We start from the raw sequence: 20,986 nt of genomic DNA, 5'->3' as shown, positions 1-20,986 counted from the left end.
ATTGCGTGAGAGCATGTCCATGAAGATAGCCGTGATTGATTACGGTATGGGTAATCTGCGCTCGGTGACCCATGCGCTGGAGCATGTGGCGCCAGAGGCGGAAATACAGCTGAGCAGTGATCCGGCGGTGATTGCCGCGGCCGACAAGGTCGTGTTCCCCGGCCAGGGGGCCATGCGCGACTGCATGCGTGAGCTGCTGGCCCGCGATCTGCGCCCGGCCGTGCTGGCGGCGGCTGCCAGCAAGCCTTTTCTGGGGATATGCGTAGGGGCGCAGCTGTTGTTCGAGCTGAGCGAGGAAGGCGGTAACACGCCAGCGCTGGGCTTGTTCCCGGGGCAGGTCAGGCGCTTTGAGGCCGAGCGCATGGTGGCGGCCGATGGCAGCAGGCTGAAGGTGCCGCACATGGGCTGGAACGAGGTATGGCAAACCCGGCCGCATCCCTTGTGGCAGGGTATTGCAGACGGCTCACGCTTCTATTTTGTCCACAGCTACTATATGGATACGCCCGATGCGGCACTGCCAGTGGGGCGTAGCGACTATCCGTTTTCCTTCACCGTTGCCGTGGCCCGCGCTAATATCTTTGCCACCCAGTTCCACCCCGAGAAAAGCCATGCTGCCGGCCTGCAATTGCTGAAAAACTTCGTAGCCTGGGACGGCACGGTTCAACCTGCTCAATAAGCCAAAGAACATCATGCTCATTATTCCCGCAATCGACCTGAAAGACGGTCAGTGCGTGCGCCTGAAACAAGGCGAAATGGACTCCGCCGACGTCTTTGGAGACCCGGCCGAGATGGCGCAGCGCTGGCTGGATGCGGGTGCCCGCCGCCTGCATCTGGTGGATCTCAACGGCGCCTTTGCCGGCAAGCCCAAGAACCTGGAGGCCGTGCGCGCCATCCTGGAAGTAGTGGGTAGCGAGATACCGGTACAGCTGGGCGGGGGCATACGCGACCTGGAGACCATAGAGAAATACCTGGAGGCCGGCCTGCGCTACGTCATCATCGGCACGGCGGCAGTCAAAACGCCGGGCTTTCTGCATGAGGCTTGCGATGCGTTTCCCGGTTCGGTAATCGTGGGCCTGGATGCCAAGGACGGCAAGGTGGCCATTGATGGCTGGAGCAAGATCACCGGCCATGATGTGGTCGATCTGGCCAAGCGTTTCGAGGATTACGGCGTGGAATCGGTGATCTACACCGACATAGGCCGCGATGGCATGCTCAGTGGCGTGAATATCGAGGCGACGGTCAAGCTGGCCCAGAGCCTGACCATACCGGTCATTGCCTCAGGTGGGCTGACCAATCTGGATGATGTGCAAAAGCTCTGCGCGGTTGAAGGCGAGGGCGTCAGCGGGGTGATTGCCGGCCGCTCCATCTACCAGGGAACGCTGGACTTTGCCGCTGCCCAGCAACTGGCTGACGAGCTGGGTGGCTGAATCGCTTGCCGGGGCGGCGTGGCCTGACCTGAGCCGGCTGCCCTGTTTCTTTCTTATTGTCGATCTCGCTGCACAGGCCCGCCATGCTCGCCAAACGCATCATTCCCTGTCTGGACGTTACCGATGGCCGCGTGGTCAAGGGCGTGAATTTTGTGGGCCTGCGCGATGCCGGCGACCCGGTGGAGATTGCCCGCCGTTACGACCAGCAGGGCGCCGATGAGCTGACCTTTCTGGATATCACGGCCAGCTCCGATAACCGCGACCTGATACTGCATATCATCGAGGCTGTGGCCGAGCAGGTGTTTATCCCGCTGACGGTGGGTGGTGGTGTGCGCAAGGTCGAGGACGTGCGGCGCCTGCTCAATGCCGGTGCCGACAAGGTGGGTATCAACACCACGGCGGTGACCCGGCCGGAGGTGGTGGAGGAGGCGGCCGGCTATTTTGGCTCGCAAGCCATTGTGGTGGCCATCGACGCCAAGCGGGTCAGCGCGCCCGATGCGGCGCCGCGCTGGGAGGTCTATACCCACGGCGGGCGCAATGCCACCGGGCTGGATGCGGTGGCGTGGGCGCTGGAGATGCAGCGCCGTGGCGCTGGCGAGATACTGCTGACCAGCATGGATCGCGATGGCACGCGCTCGGGTTTTGATCTGGCACTGACCCGTGCAGTCAGCGATGCGCTGACCATACCGGTGATTGCCTCGGGTGGTGTGGGCAAGCTGCAGGACCTGGCCGATGGCATCAAGCTGGGGCGTGCCGATGCGGTGCTGGCTGCCAGCATCTTCCATTTTGGTGATCATACCGTGGGCGAGGCCAAGCAGCTGATGCGCCAGCAGGGTATAGAGGTAAGGCTATGAGCAGTTGGCTGGATGAGGTGCGCTGGGATGCCCAGGGCCTGGTGACGGCCATTGCGCAGGATGCGCACAGCCAGCGGATACTGATGGTGGCCTATATGAACCGGGAGTCACTGCAACTGACGGCGCAGACTGGTATCGCCCATTATTTTTCCCGCTCGCGCCAGCGGCTGTGGAAAAAAGGCGAGGAATCCGGGCACCTGCAAACCGTCAGTGAGTTGCGGCTGGACTGTGATGGCGATGTGATCGTGATGCAGATTGTCCAGGCAGGCGGCATTGCCTGCCATACTGGCCGCGAGAGTTGCCTGTACCGCAAATTGGTGGATGAGCAGTGGGTTGTGACGGATGCGGTACTGAAAGACCCTGGTGCCATCTATGGTGGCCACGCTAGCCACTAGCAGCTGACGTACCCCGCTCCCCAAAAGCTGCTCCACAGAAGGGGCCGGGCTTGCGCCTGATAGGCGCATTTGCAACGGTCTGCTGGCGGCCGCGGCTTTTTTTACCGCGCCAGTGTTGCGCGCCATGCGCATACGCGCAGACTTGTCACCCAACTGTCTTTTTCCCCGCCTATAATCGCCCGTCTTGTTGAGCCGCCCATATGATCAACCCCGACATACTCTATCGCATCGCCCAGACCCTGGAAGACCGCAAGGGCGCTGATCCGGCGTCTTCCTATACCGCCAAGCTGATGGACAAGGGCCTGGATGCCATCCTGAAGAAGGTGGGCGAGGAGGCGGTGGAGACCGTGATGGCGGCCAAGGATGGCGATCGCCTGCACCTGGTGTGTGAGGTGGCCGACCTGTGGTTTCACACCCTGGTGCTGTTGTCGCACCAGGGCCTGGGCCCGAATGATGTGCTGGCCGAACTGGCCCGGCGCGAGGGGATTTCGGGCATAGATGAAAAAAATGCGCGCACGGCGGGCAAGGAGTAGGCAATGAGTGATAACTGCATTTTCTGCAAGATAGCGCAGGGGCAGATACCGTCGAACAAGGTGTACGAGGACGACGATGTGATCGCCTTCCACGATATACACCCGATTGCGAACGTTCACTTCCTGATCGTGCCTAAGCGCCATATCGAATCGCTGTTGACGCTTGTGCCGGATGACCAGGCCTTGCTGGGCAAGGTGCTGGCACTGGCGCCGCAACTGGCGCGCGAGCAGGGTCTGGGTGAGGGCTTCCGCACCATGATCAATACGGGTGCCAAGGGCGGCCAATCGGTTTTCCACCTGCATCTGCATGTGTTCGGCGGTGGTGGCAAGGCCGAGACCATGATGGCGCAACTGGTACAGTAAACAACGCCGTGCTGGCGCACGGCGGCAACGTTGGGAGAGGTAGTAAAATGGGTTCCTTCAGTATTTGGCATTGGCTGCTCGTGCTGGTTATCGTGGTGCTGGTATTTGGCACCAAGAAGCTGGGCGGCGTGGGCAAGGATCTGGGTTCGGCCATCAAGGGCTTCAAGGAAGGCATGAAGTCGGATGATGACAAGCCCAAGATCGCCGAGAAACCGGTGGAAGGCGCCCGGGTGTTCGAGAACGAAGCCAGCAAGGACAAGCGCTAAGCCGTGTTTGATATCAGTTTTGGCGAGCTCTTGGTGGTGGGGGTAGTGGCCCTGGTGGTCATTGGCCCGGAGCGCTTGCCCAAGGTCGCCCGCACGCTGGGCAGCATGGTGGGGCGTCTGCAACGCTATGTGGCCGGCGTGAAGGCCGATATCCAGCGTGAGATAGACCTCGATAGCCTGCGCCAGATGGAAGCCGAGATGAATGAGGCTGGGCGCAAGATGCACCAGCAGCTGAATGGCGAGCTGAAAGAGGTAAACCAGGATCTGCAGGGGGTGCTGGGCGAGGCGCGTGATGCTACGGCGGATCCACTAGCGCATTCTGCGGCAGACCAGGCTGCGTTGGCGGCCGGTGCACCCGATGCGCCGCAGTTCGACCTGTTTGCCCCACCGACTACTACCACGCCGCCGCTTGAGATAGCGCCTATCAGCCCCCTGCCCGAGCCTGCCGCACAGTCCAGTGCTGTGCGTGACCGTCGCTGAGCGACAGGATAGTCATGCAACAAGACCTCCAACCCCTGATCGAGCACCTGATCGAGCTACGCAGCCGGTTGGTGCGCGCCGTGCTGCTGATGGTGGTGGCATTTTGCCTGCTGTTCAATTGGGCCGGCGATCTCTATCACCTGCTGGCCATGCCCATGCTCAAGGCCATGAAGGTGGGCAGCCAGATGATAGCCACCGATGTGACCTCCAGTTTCTTCGTGCCCATGAAGGTGGCGGGCATGGTGGCTTTTCTGCTGACCTTGCCGCATACCCTGTACCAGGCCTGGGCCTTTGTGGCGCCTGGGCTGTACCAGCATGAGAAGCGCCTGATACTGCCTTTGATCATCTCCAGCCTGGTGCTGTTCCTGGTCGGCATGGCCTTCGCCTATTTCCTGGTGTTCCCCGTGGTGTTTGGTTTTATGACCGGCGTCACGCCAGAGGGGGTGGCCATGATGACGGACATCGATAAATACCTGAGCTTTGTGCTGGGTATGTTCCTGGCTTTCGGCGCCACATTTGAGACGCCGGTGATCGTGATGGTGCTGGTACGCATGGGCATCGTGACCGTAGCCAAGCTGCGCGAGGCCCGGCCCTATGTGATTGTGGGCGCCTTTGTGATTGCGGCTGTGGTGACACCGCCTGATGTGTTGTCCCAGGTCATGCTGGCAGTGCCGCTGTGGTTGCTGTTCGAGCTGGGCGTGGTGCTGGCGGCCTGGCTGATGGTACCCAAGCAGGCGGAGAATACCGAGGCTTCGGGCTAGGCGGGCTTGCAGGGCGCGGCGCTGGTCGATATGCCGCGCTGGGTTCACCATGAAAAACACCCCAACAGCCTGGATCTGTGTCCAGGCCTTGGGGTGTTTTTCATCAGGCGGGGGTGGGAGTCGCCAACAAAACCCTGGGTTGCGATTCTTGCCGGGCGTGTGAGCGCTGGCGCACAGCGAAGCCGGCTGGCGGCGCTTAGAGCCTGTTCAACGTCTTTTCGCCGCGTCGCTGATCTGGAAAATGGCCAGGCACAAGGCGTGGTGCGCAGGCAATAACCAGTTATTGCCAAGCGCCACAACGCAGTGAATGGCCGTTTTCCAGCTCAGCCCTTCGGGTTCGCAGCCTTGCCGGCGAAGGGCGGCGTTGCAAGCCGCTGACGGTACCGGTACCGGAACCGGTACCGCTGCGCGGCTTGCGCCTTGCCCTTCATCCGGCAAGGTTGCGAACGACGCGGCGAAAAGACTTTGAACAGGCTCTTACTCCTCGCCCGGGTCGCTGGCCAGCGGTGGGCGCTTGCCTATCTTGACCTTGTACTCCTGTGGCTTGCCGCCGCGCAGTACCTTGATGCTGGCTTCCTGGCCGGGCTTCTGGTTGGCCACCAGGTTCAGCATGCCGTTGAAGTCATGGATGGCTTCGCCGTTGACGGCAACCAGCACATCGCCAGGCTTGACGCCGCCACGGTCGGCCGGGCCGCCTCTGACCACGCCATTGATCAGTACGCCTTCGGTGCCCTCGGCCAGGTTGAAGCTGGCCGCCAGCTCGGGCGTCAGGTCCTGGGTATCCACCCCTATCCAGCCACGGGTGACGGCACCGTCCTTGATGATCTGTTCCATCACGCTCTTTACCGTGCTGGCGGGAATGGCGAAGCCTATGCCCACGGCGCTGCCGGTTTGCGAGTAAATGGCGCTGTTGATGCCCACTAGGTTGCCAGCGTTATCGACCAGTGCGCCGCCGGAGTTGCCGGGGTTGATGGCGGCATCGGTCTGGATGAAGTTCTCAAAGGGATTGATGCCCAGATTGGTGCGGCCCAAGGCCGAGACGATGCCCATGGTGACGGTCTGGCCCACGCCAAAGGGGTTGCCTATGGCCAGTACCACATCGCCGACATTGAGCTTTTCGACCTGGCCGAAGGTAATGGCGGGCAGGTTGGGCAGGTCGATCTTGATGACAGCCAGGTCGGTCTCGGGATCAGCGCCCACCACGATGGCGGTGGTGGTGCGGCCGTCAGACAGCGCCACCTGGATTTCGTCGGCCGAGGCCACCACATGGTTGTTGGTAACGATATAGCCCTGCTCCGACACGATAACGCCGGAGCCCAGGCTGGAGGTGCGCTGGCTTTCGCTGTTCTCGAAGCGGTCGCCGAAGAAGCGGCGGAACAGCGGGTCGTCCAGCAGCGGGTGGCGCCGCTTCTTGATTTCCTTGCTGGTATAGATGTTTACCACGCTGGGCATGGCATGGCGTACCGCTTCGCGGTAGCTGATATTGCCCGGCAGGTGCACGGGGGCTTCCACTGCGGGGGCTTCGCGCAGTGTGACCACGTCAGCCATCTGCTTGGGTATCCAGCCCGGCTTGAGCAGGGTGAGCAAAAACCAGACCGCCAGACCCACGGTGGTGGTTTGTGCGAAAATCAGCCAGAGTTTTTTCATGTGATTTGCGAACGGCGGCCGCTATGTTATTGCGTGAGTTGGAAAATTATACCGGACAACTGCTCCAGCAAGACCGTTACAAAGACTATGCCCCCAATGGTGTGCAAGTCGAGGGGCGTGCCCAGGTGCAGCGTCTGCTGTGTGGCGTGACGGCCAGCGAAGCCTTGATCGATGCTGCCATCGCCTGGGAAGCGGATGCCATCCTGGTGCATCACGGCTATTTCTGGAAAGGCGAGGATGCCCGGGTGGTGGGCAGCAAGCGCCGCCGCCTGGGCAAGCTGCTGCAGCATAATATCAGCCTGCTGGCCTACCATCTGCCGCTGGATGCCCATCCGGAGCTGGGTAATAACGCCAGCCTGGGGGTGTTGTTGGGCCTGGTGGCGGATGGCCGCTTTGGCGAGCAGGAGCTGGGCTGGCTGGGCGTGCCGCAGCAGGCGTGCAACCTGGCGGGATTTGCCCAGCGGGTTGAGGCCAGCCTGGGGCGACGGCCCCTGGTGATAGGTGAGGGCGACCGGCCGGTACGGCGGGTGGGTTGGTGTACCGGTGGGGCGCAGGGCTACTTTGCCGGGGCCATTGCGGCAGGCTGCGATGTTTTTCTGACCGGCGAGGCGTCCGAGCATAACTACCATGCCGCGCTGGAGCATGGTGTGGCCTTTGTCGCGGCGGGCCACCATGCCACAGAGCGCTATGGCGTGCAGGCGCTGGCGGCCCATCTGGCCGGCCAGTTTGGGCTGGATACCCACTATGTGGAATTGGCCAACCCGATCTGATACGGCCTAGCCACGGCGGGTTGCCGTGGGGGCTTGTTTGGGTGTTGCTGTGGCGCCGAAAGTACAGTGCCAGGGGGGCTTTCAATAACCCCTTTGCGGCAAAGGCTTATCCAAGCTGGGGGAATCGGTTAAAATCACCTAGTTTAGGTTCTGTTGTGATGTGCTTCTGCCTGAGGCAGATGACAACAGAGCCTAAGAGCCGCTGACAAAACCCCTCCGGTGTTGTGGCGCAAGCTTGCCGTACCCCAGGTACAGCCTGCTCTTGCGCGCATGGCCGGTGTTGCAGTGCTGGGTCTTGTCGGCAGCTCTCAGTGCCGTCGGTCTCGGTAAGCAGACCTGCTGCCGGCATCCTGGGTTTACACATTTCAAAAAAGTCAGAAAGTCAGGGACTGGGTATGACGAATCAAGTGGACAACAGCAAGCGGCGCTTCCTGACGCTCGCGACCGGCGCCGTGGGTGGCGTCGCCGTGGTCGGGGTCGCCACGCCCTTCATTGCCAGCTTCTTCCCGTCTGAGCGTGCCAAGGCTGCCGGTGCGCCGGTAGAGGTGGACATCAGCAAGCTCGAGCCAGGCCAGAAGATAGACGTCGAGTGGCGCGGCAAGCCGGTGTGGGTGGTGAATCGCACCAAGGAAATGGTGGATAGCCTTGCCAAGATCGAAAGCAAGCTGACCGACCCCGACTCGAACGGCAGCGATCAGCCGGAGTACGCCAAGAACAAGACGCGTGCCCGTGCCGACAAGGCCAATATCCTGGTGGCCCTGGGGGTATGTACCCACCTGGGCTGCTCGCCGACTTTCCGTCCCGATCTGGCCCCGGCTGATCTCGGTGCGGACTGGATGGGTGGTTTCTACTGCCCTTGCCACGGCTCCAAGTTCGACCTGGCAGGCCGCGTCTATTCCGGCGTGCCCGCTCCCAAGAACCTCGACATACCGCCCTACAAGTACCTGAATGATGCGGTGTTGCTGGTCGGCGAAGACAAATAAGAGGGAAGGCCTGAAATGAGCAAGCTGCAAGCCCTGACGAATACCGTGGTGAACTGGGTAGATGACCGGTTCCCGGTGACGGCATCATGGAAAGCGCATATGTCCGAGTACTATGCGCCCAAGAACTTCAACTTCTGGTACTACTTCGGTTCGCTGGCCCTGTTGGTGCTGGTGATACAGATCGTCACCGGTATCTTCCTGACGATGAACTACAAGCCGGATGGGTCGCTGATCCCCGGCACCAATGTGTCGGTCGCCTTCAATTCGGTCGAATACATCATGCGTGACGTGGCGGGGGGCTGGATCATCCGCTACATGCACTCCACCGGCGCCTCCATGTTCTTCGTGGTGGTGTATCTGCATATGTTCCGTGGTCTGGTCTATGGCTCCTACAAGCAGCCACGCGAACTGATCTGGATCTTCGGCATGCTGATCTTCCTGTGCCTGATGGCCGAAGCCTTCCTGGGCTATCTGCTGCCATGGGGCCAGATGTCGTTCTGGGGTGCGCAGGTGATCGTCAACCTGTTTGCTTCCATCCCGGTGATCGGGCCTGACCTGTCGGTGTGGATACGCGGTGACTTCGTGGTGTCCGATGCGACCCTGAACCGCTTCTTTGCCCTGCACGTGATTGCCGTGCCGCTGGTCCTGCTGGGCCTGGTGGTGGCTCACCTGGTGGCGCTGCACGAAGTGGGTTCGAACAACCCCGATGGCGTCGAGATCAAGAAGAACAAGGATCCCAAGACTGGCATTCCGCTGGATGGCATCCCCATGCACCCCTACTACACCATCAAGGATATCTTTGGTGTGGCGGTGTTCCTGGTGATCTTCAGCTATGTGGTGTTCTTCGCGCCGGAGATGGGTGGCTTCTTCCTGGAGCACCCCAACTTCGACCCGGCTGACCCCTTGAAGACCCCGCCGCATATTGCGCCGGTCTGGTACTTCACGCCTTACTACGCCATCCTGCGCGCCATTCCGTCCTTCCTGGGTACCCAGGTGTGGGGTGTGATAGGCATGGGTGCTGCCGTGGTGATCATTGCCTTCCTGCCTTGGCTGGATCGCAGCCCGGTCAAGTCCATCCGCTATCGTGGCAAGAAGTTCAAGACGGCCCTGGTGCTGTTCCTGATCTCCTTTATCGGCCTGGGTATCCTGGGTGCCAAGGCACCGACTGAGCTGCGCACCATCCTGTCGCAGATCTTCAGTGTCATCTACTTCGGCTTCTTCCTGGCCATGCCGTTCTATACCAAGAACGACCCAGGTACCGAGCCGGTGCCGGCACGCGTTACCGAAACCAATACCTCGCGCCAGCTGGCATTCCTGATGTATGTGGGTATCGCCATCCTTGGTTCGTTTGTGTTCGCCAAGCTGGTTTGATCGAGGGAGACGAATAAGATGAAAAACAAGATTGCCCGGATTATCGCCGCCTGTGCCTTGCTGGCCCCGCTGACCGCTCTGGCGGCCTCTGGCGGCGTCGCGCTGGACAAGGTTGAGCTGCGTGTTGCCAATGCCGAGTCGGTGCAGCGCGGTGCCAAGGTGTTCGTGAACTACTGTCTGTCGTGCCATGGCGCCAGCTCCATGCGCTATAACCGCCTGACCGACCTGGGGCTGAGCGAGCAGCAGATCAAGGACAACCTGATGTTCGCCACCGACAAGGTGGGTGACCCGATGCGCGTGGCCATGCAGGCCAAGGACGGCAAGGCCTGGTTTGGCGCCACCCCGCCCGATCTGACCCTGATTGCCCGCTCGCGCGGTGCCGATTGGCTCTACACCTATCTGCGCAGCTTCTACCGCGACAGCAGCCGTCCCACCGGCTGGAACAACGCGGTGTTCGACAAGGTCGGCATGCCGCACGTGCTGTGGCAGCTGCAGGGTGACCTGGAACTGCGCACCGTAGAGGGCAAGGCTGAGGCCAAGGGCCCGGTGGCGCGCTCCTGGGAGACGGTGGAGCATGTGAACGGCAAGGACAAGATCACCACCCATCAACTGGTGCTGACCAAGGCGGGTGAACTGACCCGCCTGGAAGACGGCAAGGCCAATATGCTCGATTTTGACGAGCGTATGACCGACCTGACCAACTACATGGTGTGGATGAGCGAACCGGCCCAGGTGAAGCGCGAGAGCATAGGCTACGGCGTGTTGTTGTTCCTGATCTTCCTGCTGGTGCCCATGACCTATATCCTGAAGCGCGAGTACTGGAGCGACCTGCACTAAGCCTGCTCCGCAGCTGTGTGGTCCTGCAGTCGGAAACGGGAGGTGATTCCTCCCGTTTTCTTTTTTGAATCAGTTGCTTATGTTGCTTTTCTGGCTATTTGCCCAGGCAAAATGCTAAACTCGATCGTTTACGACTATTGCCGTTGATGGAGATCCCCCGCTTATGATGACCCTGTACTCCGGCACTTCCTGCCCTTTCAGCCACCGCTGCCGTATTGTCCTGTTCGAAAAGGGCATGGACTTCCAGATCGTTGACGTGGACATACACAACAAGCCGGAAGACCTGGCTGTGATGAACCCGTACAACGAAGTGCCTGTGCTGGTCGAGCGCGACCTGTGCCTGTATGAATCCAACATCATCAACGAATACATTGATGAGCGCTTCCCGCATCCGCAGCTGATGCCGGCCGATCCCATCATGCGTGGCCGTGCCCGCCTGATGCTGTTCAACTTCGAGCGCGAACTGTTTGTCCATGTGCGCACCCTGGAGAACAGCGCGTCCAGCAAGAAGGACCTGGAAAAGGCCCGTACCACCATACGTGACAACCTGGGCCAGATCGCCCCCCTGTTTGCCAAGCAGAAGTTCATGCTGGGCGAAGAGTTCTCCATGCTGGACGTGGCCATTGCACCCCTGCTGTGGCGCCTTGAGCACTACGGCGTGGAAGTGTCCAAGCCGATGGCACCTATCCTCAAGTACGCCGAGCGCCTGTTCGGCCGTCAGGCGTTTATCGACTCGATGACGCCTAACGAAAAAGCCATGCGCAAATGATGTAAGGCGTGATGGGCCCGGCCGGCAATGCTGTGTCGGGCCTGTTGCCTTGTACCGACTCCTTCCTCCCCCCTACGCGAAGCGCATGAAACCAGTCCCGATCAAGCCTTACCTGATGCGCGCCATCCACGAATGGTGCTCCGACCACGGCTACACGCCTTATCTGGTGGTCGCCGTGCGCGGCAAGATGCAGGTGCCCATGGAGTTCGTGAAGAATGGCGAGATCACCCTCAATGTGAGCTATAACGCCACCCGCAATATGCAGCTGGGTGACGACTATGTGCACTTCTCGGCGCGCTTCAATGGCGTGTCCCGCGATATCGCTGTGCCCATAGGCGCCGTGGTATCCCTGTTTGCCCGCGAGACGGGCGAGGGCATGGCCTGGGAGCCGGAGTTCGCCGAAGCGGGCGAGGAGGAGCAAGGCGAGGAGCGCGTTAGCGCATTGCGACCGGTGTCGCCCAGCGTGCCGGAAGCCGTGGTGCTGAAGGAGGAGGCCAAGGAGGCCCCGCCAGCGGACGATGAGGAACCACCACCCGCCGCACCGCCCGCAGGGCGTGGTCATCTACGCGTGGTGAAGTAGGCCGGTACTGCTGCGCAAAAAACACGCCGATGGCGTGTTTTTTGTTTTTCAGCCAGGCAGATTGTGCTGAGAGCAGCACGGTAGGGCCGTTCTTGCTATGCCAGCCCGTCGGGTGGTAGCCGGAAGCGATGGGCAATGTCCTGCAATTGCTGGGACTGTTCATTCAAGCGCTCGGACGTAGCGGACAGCTCTTCGGAGGCTGCGGCATTGGTCTGAGTGGTGGCGGACAGGCGGCTGGCGGACAGGGCTATCTGTTCCAGTCCATTGCGTTGCTCGCGGCTGGCGGCGGCGATCTGTTGTACCAGTTCGGCGGTTCGGCGTATGGACGGTTCGACCTGGTCCAGCAGGTGGCCGGCCTGTTCGGCCTGGTCCACGCTGTTCAGGGACAGCTGGCCTATCTCCTCGGCGGCGGTGCGGCTGCGTTCGGCCAGCTTGCGTACCTCGCTGGCGACCACGCCAAAGCCCTTGCCGCTTTGCCCGGCGCGGGCGGCCTCTATGGCGGCATTCAGGGCCAGCATATTGGTCTGGAAGGCGATATCGTCTATCAAGGCCACCTTGCGGGCGATTTCGCGCATGGCCTGTACGGTCTGCTGCGCCGATACCCTGGCCTGGCTGGCCGCGTCTGCCGCCTGCCAGGCAATGGCATCGGTGGCCTGGGCATGGTTGGCGTTGAGGCTGACACTGGCGCTCATCTGGGTCAGGGCGGCGCTGGCTTCTTCCACATTGGCGGCTTGTTCCGAGGTAGTGGCGCTGAGCGCCTGCGACGCTGCGGCCACGTGGCCGGAGGCCGAGACGGTCACGGCGGTGGCGGCATGCAGCTCGGTCACGACCTGGCGCAGGCTGGCTACCATATGCTGCATGGCATGCAACTGGCTGTTGCTGTCGTCGCGGTGTGTTTGCACGGCAACCGACAGATCGCCCTCTGCCACCCGCCTGGCGATATCGGCCGCGTATTCGGGCTCGCCACCTACCTGCCTGAGCACCTGGCGAGTCAGCCACAGTGCTACGCCGGTGATCAGGCAGAAGCCGGCCAGCACCAGCAGGCCCAGGCTGGCCATGCCGTGGCTGACCTGGGCGGCAACATCCTCTACCGGCACCGTCACTGCCACCACGCCGCGTACATCGCCCACCTTCCAGTCGCGCTTGGGGGAGTCGGGGTGGCTGTTATGGCAGCTGACGCAGGCCTGCTGCATGCGGTCTGCAACGGCATAGCGGGCGTACAGGCGGTCGCCCACCCGCTGCAGGGTTTGCTGGGGGATGTCGGGATTGCGTTCCAGCGCGGCGATGCTGGCCAGCTCGAAGGCATCATAGCTTTCAGTGGCCACCCGGTTGGGGAAGGGGTGGCGGCTGTAGAGGCGGATGGCGGTGCCGGGGTAGTCCTTGCTGAGGGCAGTGCCCAGGGCTTTGACCAGGGTGGCGGGCAGGGGCAGGGTATTGGGCTGCTCGCGGAAGTTGGCGCCAAAATGCATGCCTGCGGCACCCGCCCGGGTGGAGATCTCGCTGGTATAGAAGGCGCGCAGTACGGTGGTCTGCTGGGCCAAGGTCTGGGCGGCCTTGATGCCGGCGGTGCGCACCATCTGTTCGCGCAATTGCATGGTGAGGGCGATGCAGGCCAGCGCTACGGCGGCGCCCACCAGCAATATGGGCAGCAGCAGGCGCTGGGTCAGACTGCTTCTGGACAGTAGGCGCATGGGCTTCCGGGCACACAAGAATATATTGGCTACATGAGCAGCATAGCCAACATTTCCTGGCGGTTCGGCGTGATTTATGAACTTCAGCCACGAAAAGTCGAAGCCGACTCAAACCACTACCCAGGGCCGCGAGGCCGCCCGGCGCCGCAGATATCTGTGCTTTACCCCTTGCAAGCCTGTGATGGGCGCGCGGCGGGCGCTGGGTGACCAGGACGGCCCGCGCCTGCCGTGCGTGCTGCCCATGATCGCAATATCAGGCCTTGCGCGTCATCACGGCGGCGAAGAAGCCGTCGCAGCCGTGTATCTGCGGGTGCAGCTGCAGGTAGTTGCCGGTGTCGAGGTCTACCCGTTGTTCCTTCAATACCTGGTTGGCGGGAATCAGCTCGAAACCGGGGTGGGCGGCCAGGAAGGCTTCGACTATGCCCTGGTTCTCGCGCGGCAGTATGCTGCAGGTGGCGTAGACCAAGCGGCCACCGACTTTTACCAGGCGGGCGGCGGAGGCCAGGATGGCGGTCTGCTTCTGGTTCAGTTCGTCCACGCTGGTGGCGCTCTGGCGGAACTTGAGATCGGGGTTGCGGCGCAGGGTGCCCATGCCTGAGCAGGGGGCGTCGACCAGCACGCGGTCCAGCTTGCCGGCTAGGCGCTTGATGCGGCTGTCGTTCTCGCTCTCTATGCGTTGTGGCTGGACATTGGACAGGCCGGACCGAGCCAAGCGCGGCTTGAGGTTGGCCAGCCGCTTTTCGGAGACATCAAACGCATACAGGCGGCCGCTGGAGGCCATCAGCATGCCCAGCAGCAGCGTCTTGCCGCCGGCGCCGGCACAGAAGTCGGCCACCATCTCACCGCGCTTGGGGCCGACTAACAGGCCCAGCAACTGGCTGCCTTCGTCCTGCACTTCGATGGCGCCTTCGGTGAACAGGGTGTGGCGGTTGATGGCGGGCTTGCCTGCCAGCCGCAGGCCGAAAGGCGAGTAGGGCGTGGGGCTGTGCTCGTAGCCCAGGGCTTCCAGCTCGGCCTGGACAGCCTCGCGCTTCATCTTGAGGGTGTTGACGCGCAGATCCAGCGGGGCGGGCTGGGACAGGGCGCGGCCTAGGCTGAGGATGTCGTCGTCGCTCATGCCGCTGGCCTGCAGCTCGCTGCCTACCCACTCGGGTAATTCGGCCCGCTCGGCCAGGGTCAGGGTTTCCAGCTTGAAGGCTTTGACGCCGGCCAGGAAGGCGCGCTCGTCCTCGCGGGAGACGATGGGCTCGAATTCGCGCAGGTTGCGGCCACCGCGTATCAGCCAGGCCAGCAGCAGCCGGCGGGGGCTGTTGTCTTCGCCGCAGATACGGTCCAGTGCGAACTTCTGCCGCATGACGCCAAATACCGCTTCGGCGATGAAGTGCCGGTTCTGGCTACCCAGCTTGGGGTTCTCGCGGAAGTAGCGCGACAGTACGGCATCGGCCGGTGCGGCGAAGGACAGGGCATTGCGCAAGGCATCCAGGGCGGCGTGGAATTGTTCTTGATTCAGTGGGGGCATGGTTATTCCAGTTGGTATTCGATGTGTTTGGCGATCAGCTGCAGCTCGCCCTTGTCGTCGTGGCGGACGATCTTGACGGGCAGGTTGGCGTAATCGGTGGCTAGCCAGAACTCGGTGCGCTTGTCACCGTCCGGGGCGCGCCAGACACGGGTGGCCGTGTGCTTGCCCATGAGGGCGAACGGGCTGCCGGTGCTGGCGGTAAAGGCGTCATCACGCAGCTTGCGGCCGGTGATGATCTGCAGATTGATGGTGGCCTTGCTGCCCAGCCAGGCGAGCTGGAAGGGCAGGGTGTTGAGGTCCTGTGCACCGCTGTCCAGTGGGGCGCTTTGCAAGGCGTCTGCCGGGCCATAGCTGACTTGCCGGGTGCGCCAGTCAAACTGTGCCTGCTGGCGCGGGGTGCTGCTGCTGCCTCGGAACTCGCCGTAGCTGCTGGGGCGCAATCCGGCGGACGTCAGCTCGCCTTCGCTGTGATAGCGGATGCGGGAACCCAGTATGGGGGTGATCTCGGTATCCAGCGTGTACTTGTCGCCTTCCCGCTGCCAGCGTTGTACGGCCTCGCCCACCGGCAGGCCGCTCAGCCTTGCTTCGTAGGTGATGCGGGCCTGGCGTGGCAGGTCGGCGGCCTGGGGCGCGGTGGCGGCCAGGAGGCTGAAGGTCAAAAGCAGGGTACGTGCAATCATGATGCGTGCCTTGAGCGTTGGGGATGGCGACCAGCGTAGTGGCTGGCGGCTGACCTCCTGCTGAATCAACGGTCTCTCTCGCGGGGTGCGGCGCGTGCCAGCACGGTATTGCCGTCAAAAGCGGCCTCGACGGCGATCATGTCCTGCACGGTTTCGCCATCATCGCTGCGTATGCGCACGGGCAGATTGTGCCAGTCGGGCGCCAGGTAAAACTCGAATCTGCGCTTCTCATGGCTGCCGGACAGGACCAGGGTGGGCACCTTGATGCCGGACAGGGTCAGCGTCGTTTCGCCTATCAGCTTGAATGGCACAGTATAGGTCTTGCGGCCGCTGACCACCTGCATGGTGAAGTCGGGCAGCCTGCTGCCCTGCAAGGCGAACTGGTAGGGGGCGGAGAACATGTCCTGGGCGCCTTCCTGCAGTGGCGCAGTCTGGCGCTTGGCGGGCTCGCCAAAGCTGACCTGCTGCGCTGGCCAGTCGAACTCCACCAGATAGCGGGGGGCGGGCTTGCGGTTGCGCCACTCGGTAAAGCGTTTGGGCCGTAGGCCATGGGGGCCGACCTCGCCCTCGCTTTTCCATTCGTAGGTCTGGCCCAGGAAGCTACCCAGCAGGTCTATCTCGTACTCGTCGCCATCCTGGCGCCATTTGAGCTTGGCCAGTGCCACGCCTTTGATCAGGTAGCTGACGTCGATCTGGCGGGGAAAGGGTCCATCCAGCACCGGGCGTGCGCTGGCGGTGGCGGCAGCAGACTCGATGACGGCGGTGGGCTCGGCGGGCGTCACTGGCGCAGCGGTGGCGGCGGCTGGGGTTGGTTCGGCTGTGGCGGCCACCTGGAGTGGCGACACCGGGGCTTGGGGCGCGGGTGTGCTGGGTTTGGGTGGGCGGGCTGCCGGCTTGGGGGGCGGCGCGGTGGGTTGCGGCGGTGACACGGGTGGTTCCGGTGCCGCGGGCGCAGCCGGTGCTGCGGCCTCTGCCTGGACCGGAGCCGGGCTGCTAGTCTCGGCCGGCAGGCCTAGCTGTACCTGCAGGGCATCGAGCGGCTTGATGCCTGCCAGCAATCGGCGGCTGGCCTGGTCTGCCAACTGCCTGCCCTGCAGCGTGCGCTGCGAGGGCTGGATCAGCGGGGTATCGGTCAGTGAGTCGTGCTGCCACCACAGCCACAGGGTATCGCCCAGGCTGGCAGTGAGGTGCAGCAGCAGGGAGGCGAGCAGGGCGATGAGGAAGAGCGGCGACAGCCTGGCTCGCATAGACCTATCCGAGGTGACGGACACGCAGCCCGTCCACTGCCAGCCGGCCTTCGACAAACGCCTGCACGGCGGCGGGGTAGAGCCGGTGTTCCTCTGCCAGCACCCGCTGTGCCAGGCTGGTCTCGGTATCGTCGTCCAGTACCGGCACAGCCGCCTGGAACACGATGGGGCCATGATCAAGCTCGGCCGTGACGAAGTGGACGGTACAGCCCGCCAGTTTGCAGCCGGCATCGATGGCGCGCTGGTGGGTATGCAGGCCGGGGAAGGCCGGTAGCAGGGAGGGGTGGATATTGAACATCCGGCCTGCGTAATGCTGGGTGAAGGCGGGCGTCAGTATGCGCATAAAGCCGGCCAGCACCACCAGATCGGGCTGGAAGCTGTCTATGCGGGTGGCCAGTTCGGTATCGAAGGCTTCGCGGCTGGCGTATGGCTTGTGATCGAGCGCGACGGTGGCAATGCCGCGTTCAGCAGCCCAGGCCAGGCCGGCTGCATCGGGCCGGTTGGCAATAACGGCGGCAATGTGCGCGCCGGGGATGGCGGCTTCGACGATGGCCTGCATATTGGAGCCACGGCCGGAGATCAGGATGACGATGTTTTTCATAGGTGCAGCGGCAATCCTGCGGGCCTGGCTGCTTGGCCAGGCACCGCGATGGCGTATCGGACGGGCGGGTCAGCCCCGGGCCGGTGCCGGCAGTGCCGGCCAGGCCCGGATAGACCGATGGGACTCAGGCGACCTGGGTCTGGTGCTCGTCACCGTTGCGGGCACGGATGGCGCCCAGGCGGTAGACGGTCTCGCCTTCGGCGGCCAGCAGCTTGCTGGCGGCTTCGGCGTCTGCCGCCGAGACGATCACCACCATGCCGATGCCGCAGTTGAAGGTACGGTACATTTCCTGCGTTTCGACATTGCCCTGGGCTTGCAGCCATTGGAACAACTTGGGCAACTGCCAGGACTTGGCGTCGATCTGGGCCACGGTATTGTCGGGCAGCACGCGCGGCACGTTTTCGGTGATGCCACCGCCGGTGATATGGGCCATGCCCTTCACGGTGAGGCTTTCCATCAGCTTGAGGATGGGCTTCACGTAGAGACGGGTAGGGGCCATCACCACATCGGCCAGCGAGCGCCCGCCGTCGAAAGAGGCGTTGTAGTCGGCTTCGGTCAGATGCAGGATCTTGCGGATCAGCGAATAGCCATTGGAGTGGGCGCCATTGGAGGCCAGGCCCAGCACCACATCACCGGGGGCGATGTGCTCGCCGGTGATGATCTTGCTCTTTTCCACCACGCCGACGGCGAAGCCGGCCAGGTCGTACTCGCCCAGGGGGTACATGCCTGGCATCTCGGCGGTTTCGCCACCGATCAGGGCGCAGCCCGATTGTTCGCAGCCGCTGGCTATGCCCTTGATGACTTCGGTGGCGCTGGTGACATCCAGCTTGCCGCAGGCGAAGTAATCGAGGAAGAACAGGGGTTCGGCGCCTTGCACCAGGATGTCGTTGACGCTCATGGCCACCAGGTCTATGCCTACGGTGTCGTGGCGGTTCAGCTCGAATGCCAGCTTGAGCTTGGTGCCCACGCCATCGGTGCCCGATACCAGCACCGGTTCCTTGAACTTCTTGCTGATCTCGACCAGGCCGCCGAAGCCACCGATGCCGGACAGGACTTCCGGCCGCATGGTGCGCTTGGCGAAGGGCTTGATGTTCTCGACCAGCTGGTCACCCGCATCGATATCGACGCCGGCATCGCGATAGGAAAGGCTTTGTGGGGCTTGGCTCATGGTAGGCTCGGTGAACGTTGGAATCTGGGCCGCCCCTGCCATTCGCGCCCTGGCCCTCCATCAAGCTGGAGGCGGGCTGCGCACGCTGGCGGGGTTGCGGGTCTGTGTTGCGGCCATCAGGCCGCGAAAACCGGCGCGTTGGCGACGGTGGTGCGGTTACAATGCAGCACTGGCGGCAACAAGCCATGCCAGATTTATAGGCCTTATCACTGTAAGCACCGGAATTCGCGCGCATTTTACCCGAAATGAAACGTCGCCGCCCGCTCAAACCTACCTGGACCCGCTACTGGCCGCTTGGCCTGGGGCTGGCCATACTGGTCGTCCTCTACCTGCTGGCACCGGTATTGGCGCCCTTTGTCACGGCTGCCGTGCTGGCCTACATCCTGGAACCCCTGGTGGGCAGGCTGGCTGCACGGGGCTGGGACCGCAGCATGGCGGTGGGTGTGGTGCTGGCGGGCCTCCTGCTGGCGTTGGTGGCGCTGGTGTTGATTGTGGTGCCGCTGTTTGTGCAGCAACTGAGCGCGCTATATGGCTATGTGCCGGAGCTGCTGGCCTGGCTGCGTGACCGGGTGGCGCCCTTGCTGTCGCAGCGGCTGGGCCTGGAGCTGTCGCTGGATACCGAATCCATCAAGACCTGGCTGACTGCCCATGGGGCCGAGGCCGGGCAGGCGTTCAAGGCTGTGCTGCCGTCGCTGACGTCGGGCGGTTTGGCGGTCGTGGGGCTGCTGGCCAATCTGGTGCTGCTGCCGGTGGTGCTGTTCTATTTCATGCGCGACTGGCATGTGCTGATAGGCCATGTCAGGGCCTTGATACCGGTGCGCCTGCAGGCGACCGTCACCGGCCTGGTAGCCGAGGTGGACGATGTGCTGGGGGAATTCCTGCGTGGCCAGATCTCGGTCATGCTGCTGATGGCGGTGTTCTACAGCCTGGGCCTGTGGCTCTGCGGCGTGAAGTCGGCCCTGCCCATCGGCATTATCGCCGGCATCCTGGTGTTCATCCCCTACCTGGGGGTGATAGTCGGCGTGCTGCTGGCAACCTTGGCCGCTGGCCTGCAGTTCCAGTCGCTGGGCGGCTTGCTGCCGGTGTGGGGGGTGTTCCTGATGGGACAACTGCTGGAAGGCTTTGTGATTACCCCCAAGCTGGTGGGCGAGCGCATCGGCCTGCATCCTGTGGCCGTGATCTTTGCCCTGATGGCATTTGGTCAGTTGTTCGGCTTTGTCGGCGTGTTGCTGGCGCTGCCGCTGGCGGCGGCCCTGCTGGTGGGCCTGCGCCATGTCAGGCAGCAATATCTGGATAGCCCCCTGTACCTGCGATGAAGCAGCTGCCGCTGGATCTACAGCTACCTGAGCCCTTTGGTTTCGATGACTTCCTCATCGGCCCCAATATGGAGGCCTTCATGGCCTTGCAGAACCTGGCTGATGGCCAGGGGGGCGAGGGGTGCGTGTACCTGTGGGGTGCCCACGGCACCGGCAAGAGCCATCTACTGCGCGCTACCGTCCAGCGGGCCATGGCCCAGGGCCTGTTTGCCTATTACTGGGATGCAGCCCGGCAGCCTCTGGCCGAGGCGGCACATGGCTACGAATTGTTGGCGGTGGACCATGTGGATGGTTTGGGCGAGGAGGAGCAGATCGTGCTGTTTGGTCTGATCAACGCCCAGCGCGAAGCGGGACGGGTGATTTTGACAGCCGGCCTGCAGCCGCCGGCCCGCCAGTTGCTGCGCGAGGACCTGACGACCCGCCTGGGCTGGGGCTTGGTGTTCGAGATAGGCGAGCCCGACGATGAGGACAAGGCCGCACTGCTGCGCCATCGGGCCCGTGCCCGGGGGTGCGAGGTGGATGAGGCGGTTTGCCGCTGGTTGGTGCTGCATCGCAGCCGCGACCTGGGCGAGCTGACCCGCTTGCTCGATAGCCTGGACCGGGCGGCCTTGGCCCGTGGCCGCCCTTTGACCTTGCCCCTGGTGCGTGAGGTGCTGCGCGATGCCGACGAGGCGCCGCAGGCCGAGAGGTCTTGGAACGGCACCCTGTCCTGGTAGCGGCGCCGACCT

24 protein-coding genes are annotated in these 20,986 nt (G+C 62.9%); 17 read left to right on the top strand and 7 right to left on the bottom strand.

The window, feature by feature from the left end:
* Positions 1-19 precede the first annotated feature (19 nt).
* From hisH to tatC, 9 genes are all read left to right on the top strand, one after another.
* Complete coding sequence (gene hisH, locus V7714_RS11740; protein ID WP_335710008.1) at positions 20-676, top strand: imidazole glycerol phosphate synthase subunit HisH; 657 nt, start codon at positions 20-22, stop codon at positions 674-676.
* Positions 677-689: 13 nt separating this feature from the next.
* Positions 690-1,427: a 1-(5-phosphoribosyl)-5-[(5-phosphoribosylamino)methylideneamino]imidazole-4-carboxamide isomerase gene (hisA, locus tag V7714_RS11735; protein WP_284195025.1), complete on the top strand. Its 738-nt coding sequence runs from the start codon at positions 690-692 to the stop codon at positions 1,425-1,427.
* An 83-nt stretch (positions 1,428-1,510) separates the two neighbouring features.
* On the top strand, positions 1,511-2,281 hold the full coding sequence (hisF, locus tag V7714_RS11730; protein ID WP_284195024.1) for an imidazole glycerol phosphate synthase subunit HisF: 771 nt from the start codon (positions 1,511-1,513) through the stop codon (positions 2,279-2,281).
* A complete protein-coding gene (hisI, locus tag V7714_RS11725) occupies positions 2,278-2,676 on the top strand; it encodes a phosphoribosyl-AMP cyclohydrolase (RefSeq protein WP_335709883.1) in 399 nt (132 codons plus the stop codon). Before hisF ends, hisI begins: the two co-directional genes overlap by 4 nt.
* Positions 2,677-2,876: 200 nt before the next feature.
* Positions 2,877-3,209, top strand: a complete 333-nt coding sequence (locus V7714_RS11720; RefSeq protein ID WP_442891013.1) for a phosphoribosyl-ATP diphosphatase — start codon at positions 2,877-2,879, stop codon at positions 3,207-3,209.
* A 3-nt stretch (positions 3,210-3,212) separates the two neighbouring features.
* Positions 3,213-3,572, top strand: coding sequence for a histidine triad nucleotide-binding protein (locus V7714_RS11715; protein WP_284195021.1), 360 nt, complete (start codon positions 3,213-3,215; stop codon positions 3,570-3,572).
* Positions 3,573-3,619: 47 nt separating this feature from the next.
* Complete coding sequence (gene tatA / locus V7714_RS11710) at positions 3,620-3,838, top strand: Sec-independent protein translocase subunit TatA (protein WP_284195020.1); 219 nt, start codon at positions 3,620-3,622, stop codon at positions 3,836-3,838.
* A 3-nt stretch (positions 3,839-3,841) separates the two neighbouring features.
* The gene (gene tatB / locus V7714_RS11705) at positions 3,842-4,318 is read left to right on the top strand and encodes a Sec-independent protein translocase protein TatB (protein ID WP_335709882.1); all 477 of its coding nucleotides are present in this window, start codon (positions 3,842-3,844) and stop codon (positions 4,316-4,318) included.
* A 14-nt stretch (positions 4,319-4,332) separates the two neighbouring features.
* Positions 4,333-5,079: a twin-arginine translocase subunit TatC gene (gene tatC / locus V7714_RS11700; protein WP_335709881.1), complete on the top strand. Its 747-nt coding sequence runs from the start codon at positions 4,333-4,335 to the stop codon at positions 5,077-5,079.
* 477 nt (positions 5,080-5,556) lie between these two features.
* Here tatC and V7714_RS11695 read toward each other — a convergent pair whose 3' ends face one another.
* Entirely contained in the window at positions 5,557-6,726 is a 1,170-nt protein-coding gene (locus V7714_RS11695; protein ID WP_335709880.1) for a Do family serine endopeptidase, read from the bottom strand.
* A 23-nt stretch (positions 6,727-6,749) separates the two neighbouring features.
* On the opposite strand from V7714_RS11695, the gene V7714_RS11690 reads away from it, so the two are divergent.
* The 6 genes from V7714_RS11690 to V7714_RS11665 all read left to right on the top strand — a co-directional run bounded on the left by V7714_RS11690 (position 6,750) and on the right by V7714_RS11665 (position 12,036).
* Positions 6,750-7,496 carry a Nif3-like dinuclear metal center hexameric protein gene (locus tag V7714_RS11690; RefSeq protein ID WP_335709879.1) on the top strand — a complete coding sequence of 249 codons (747 nt, stop codon included), beginning with the start codon at positions 6,750-6,752 and terminating at the stop codon, positions 7,494-7,496.
* 395 nt (positions 7,497-7,891) lie between these two features.
* Positions 7,892-8,479 carry a ubiquinol-cytochrome c reductase iron-sulfur subunit gene (gene petA, locus V7714_RS11685; protein WP_284195015.1) on the top strand — a complete coding sequence of 196 codons (588 nt, stop codon included), beginning with the start codon at positions 7,892-7,894 and terminating at the stop codon, positions 8,477-8,479.
* A 15-nt stretch (positions 8,480-8,494) separates the two neighbouring features.
* Positions 8,495-9,850 (top strand): cytochrome b, encoded by a 1,356-nt coding sequence (locus tag V7714_RS11680; RefSeq protein ID WP_308447571.1) that lies wholly within the window; start codon positions 8,495-8,497, stop codon positions 9,848-9,850.
* 18 nt (positions 9,851-9,868) lie between these two features.
* On the top strand, positions 9,869-10,687 hold the full coding sequence (locus tag V7714_RS11675) for a cytochrome c1 (protein ID WP_335709878.1): 819 nt from the start codon (positions 9,869-9,871) through the stop codon (positions 10,685-10,687).
* Positions 10,688-10,850: 163 nt separating this feature from the next.
* Positions 10,851-11,456 carry a glutathione S-transferase N-terminal domain-containing protein gene (locus tag V7714_RS11670; protein ID WP_284195012.1) on the top strand — a complete coding sequence of 202 codons (606 nt, stop codon included), beginning with the start codon at positions 10,851-10,853 and terminating at the stop codon, positions 11,454-11,456.
* Between the two features lie 85 nt (positions 11,457-11,541).
* Positions 11,542-12,036 (top strand): ClpXP protease specificity-enhancing factor, encoded by a 495-nt coding sequence (locus V7714_RS11665; RefSeq protein ID WP_335709877.1) that lies wholly within the window; start codon positions 11,542-11,544, stop codon positions 12,034-12,036.
* A gap of 95 nt (positions 12,037-12,131) precedes the next feature.
* On the opposite strand, the gene V7714_RS11660 is transcribed toward V7714_RS11665, so the two are convergent.
* The 6 genes from V7714_RS11660 to purM form a co-directional block, all read right to left on the bottom strand.
* Entirely contained in the window at positions 12,132-13,727 is a 1,596-nt protein-coding gene (locus V7714_RS11660; protein ID WP_335709876.1) for a methyl-accepting chemotaxis protein, read from the bottom strand.
* Between the two features lie 253 nt (positions 13,728-13,980).
* Positions 13,981-15,237 (bottom strand): RsmB/NOP family class I SAM-dependent RNA methyltransferase, encoded by a 1,257-nt coding sequence (locus V7714_RS11655; RefSeq protein ID WP_442891063.1) that lies wholly within the window; start codon positions 15,235-15,237, stop codon positions 13,981-13,983.
* An 11-nt stretch (positions 15,238-15,248) separates the two neighbouring features.
* Positions 15,249-15,926 carry a DUF3108 domain-containing protein gene (locus tag V7714_RS11650; RefSeq protein ID WP_335709874.1) on the bottom strand — a complete coding sequence of 226 codons (678 nt, stop codon included), beginning with the start codon at positions 15,924-15,926 and terminating at the stop codon, positions 15,249-15,251.
* A 65-nt stretch (positions 15,927-15,991) separates the two neighbouring features.
* Positions 15,992-17,173 carry a DUF3108 domain-containing protein gene (locus V7714_RS11645; RefSeq protein ID WP_335709873.1) on the bottom strand — a complete coding sequence of 394 codons (1,182 nt, stop codon included), beginning with the start codon at positions 17,171-17,173 and terminating at the stop codon, positions 15,992-15,994.
* Between the two features lie 4 nt (positions 17,174-17,177).
* Positions 17,178-17,774 (bottom strand): phosphoribosylglycinamide formyltransferase, encoded by a 597-nt coding sequence (purN, locus tag V7714_RS11640; RefSeq protein WP_335709872.1) that lies wholly within the window; start codon positions 17,772-17,774, stop codon positions 17,178-17,180.
* Positions 17,775-17,898: 124 nt separating this feature from the next.
* Positions 17,899-18,942: a phosphoribosylformylglycinamidine cyclo-ligase gene (purM, locus tag V7714_RS11635; RefSeq protein ID WP_335709871.1), complete on the bottom strand. Its 1,044-nt coding sequence runs from the start codon at positions 18,940-18,942 to the stop codon at positions 17,899-17,901.
* 245 nt (positions 18,943-19,187) lie between these two features.
* Here purM and V7714_RS11630 point away from each other — a divergent pair, with 245 nt between their 5' ends.
* Together V7714_RS11630 and hda are read left to right on the top strand one after the other, a co-directional pair.
* The gene (locus tag V7714_RS11630; protein ID WP_335709870.1) at positions 19,188-20,258 is read left to right on the top strand and encodes an AI-2E family transporter; all 1,071 of its coding nucleotides are present in this window, start codon (positions 19,188-19,190) and stop codon (positions 20,256-20,258) included.
* Positions 20,255-20,974 (top strand): DnaA regulatory inactivator Hda, encoded by a 720-nt coding sequence (gene hda / locus V7714_RS11625; RefSeq protein WP_335709869.1) that lies wholly within the window; start codon positions 20,255-20,257, stop codon positions 20,972-20,974. The genes V7714_RS11630 and hda overlap by 4 nt, the downstream gene beginning before the upstream one ends.
* Positions 20,975-20,986: the final 12 nt, after the last annotated feature.

The organism is Chitinimonas sp. JJ19, assembly GCF_036961565.1.
In the GTDB taxonomy this organism is placed as follows: domain Bacteria; phylum Pseudomonadota; class Gammaproteobacteria; order Burkholderiales; family Chitinimonadaceae; genus Chitinimonas.
The sequence above is the reverse complement of the archived record's forward strand: the minus strand, read 5'-3'. Positions and strand labels throughout refer to the sequence as shown.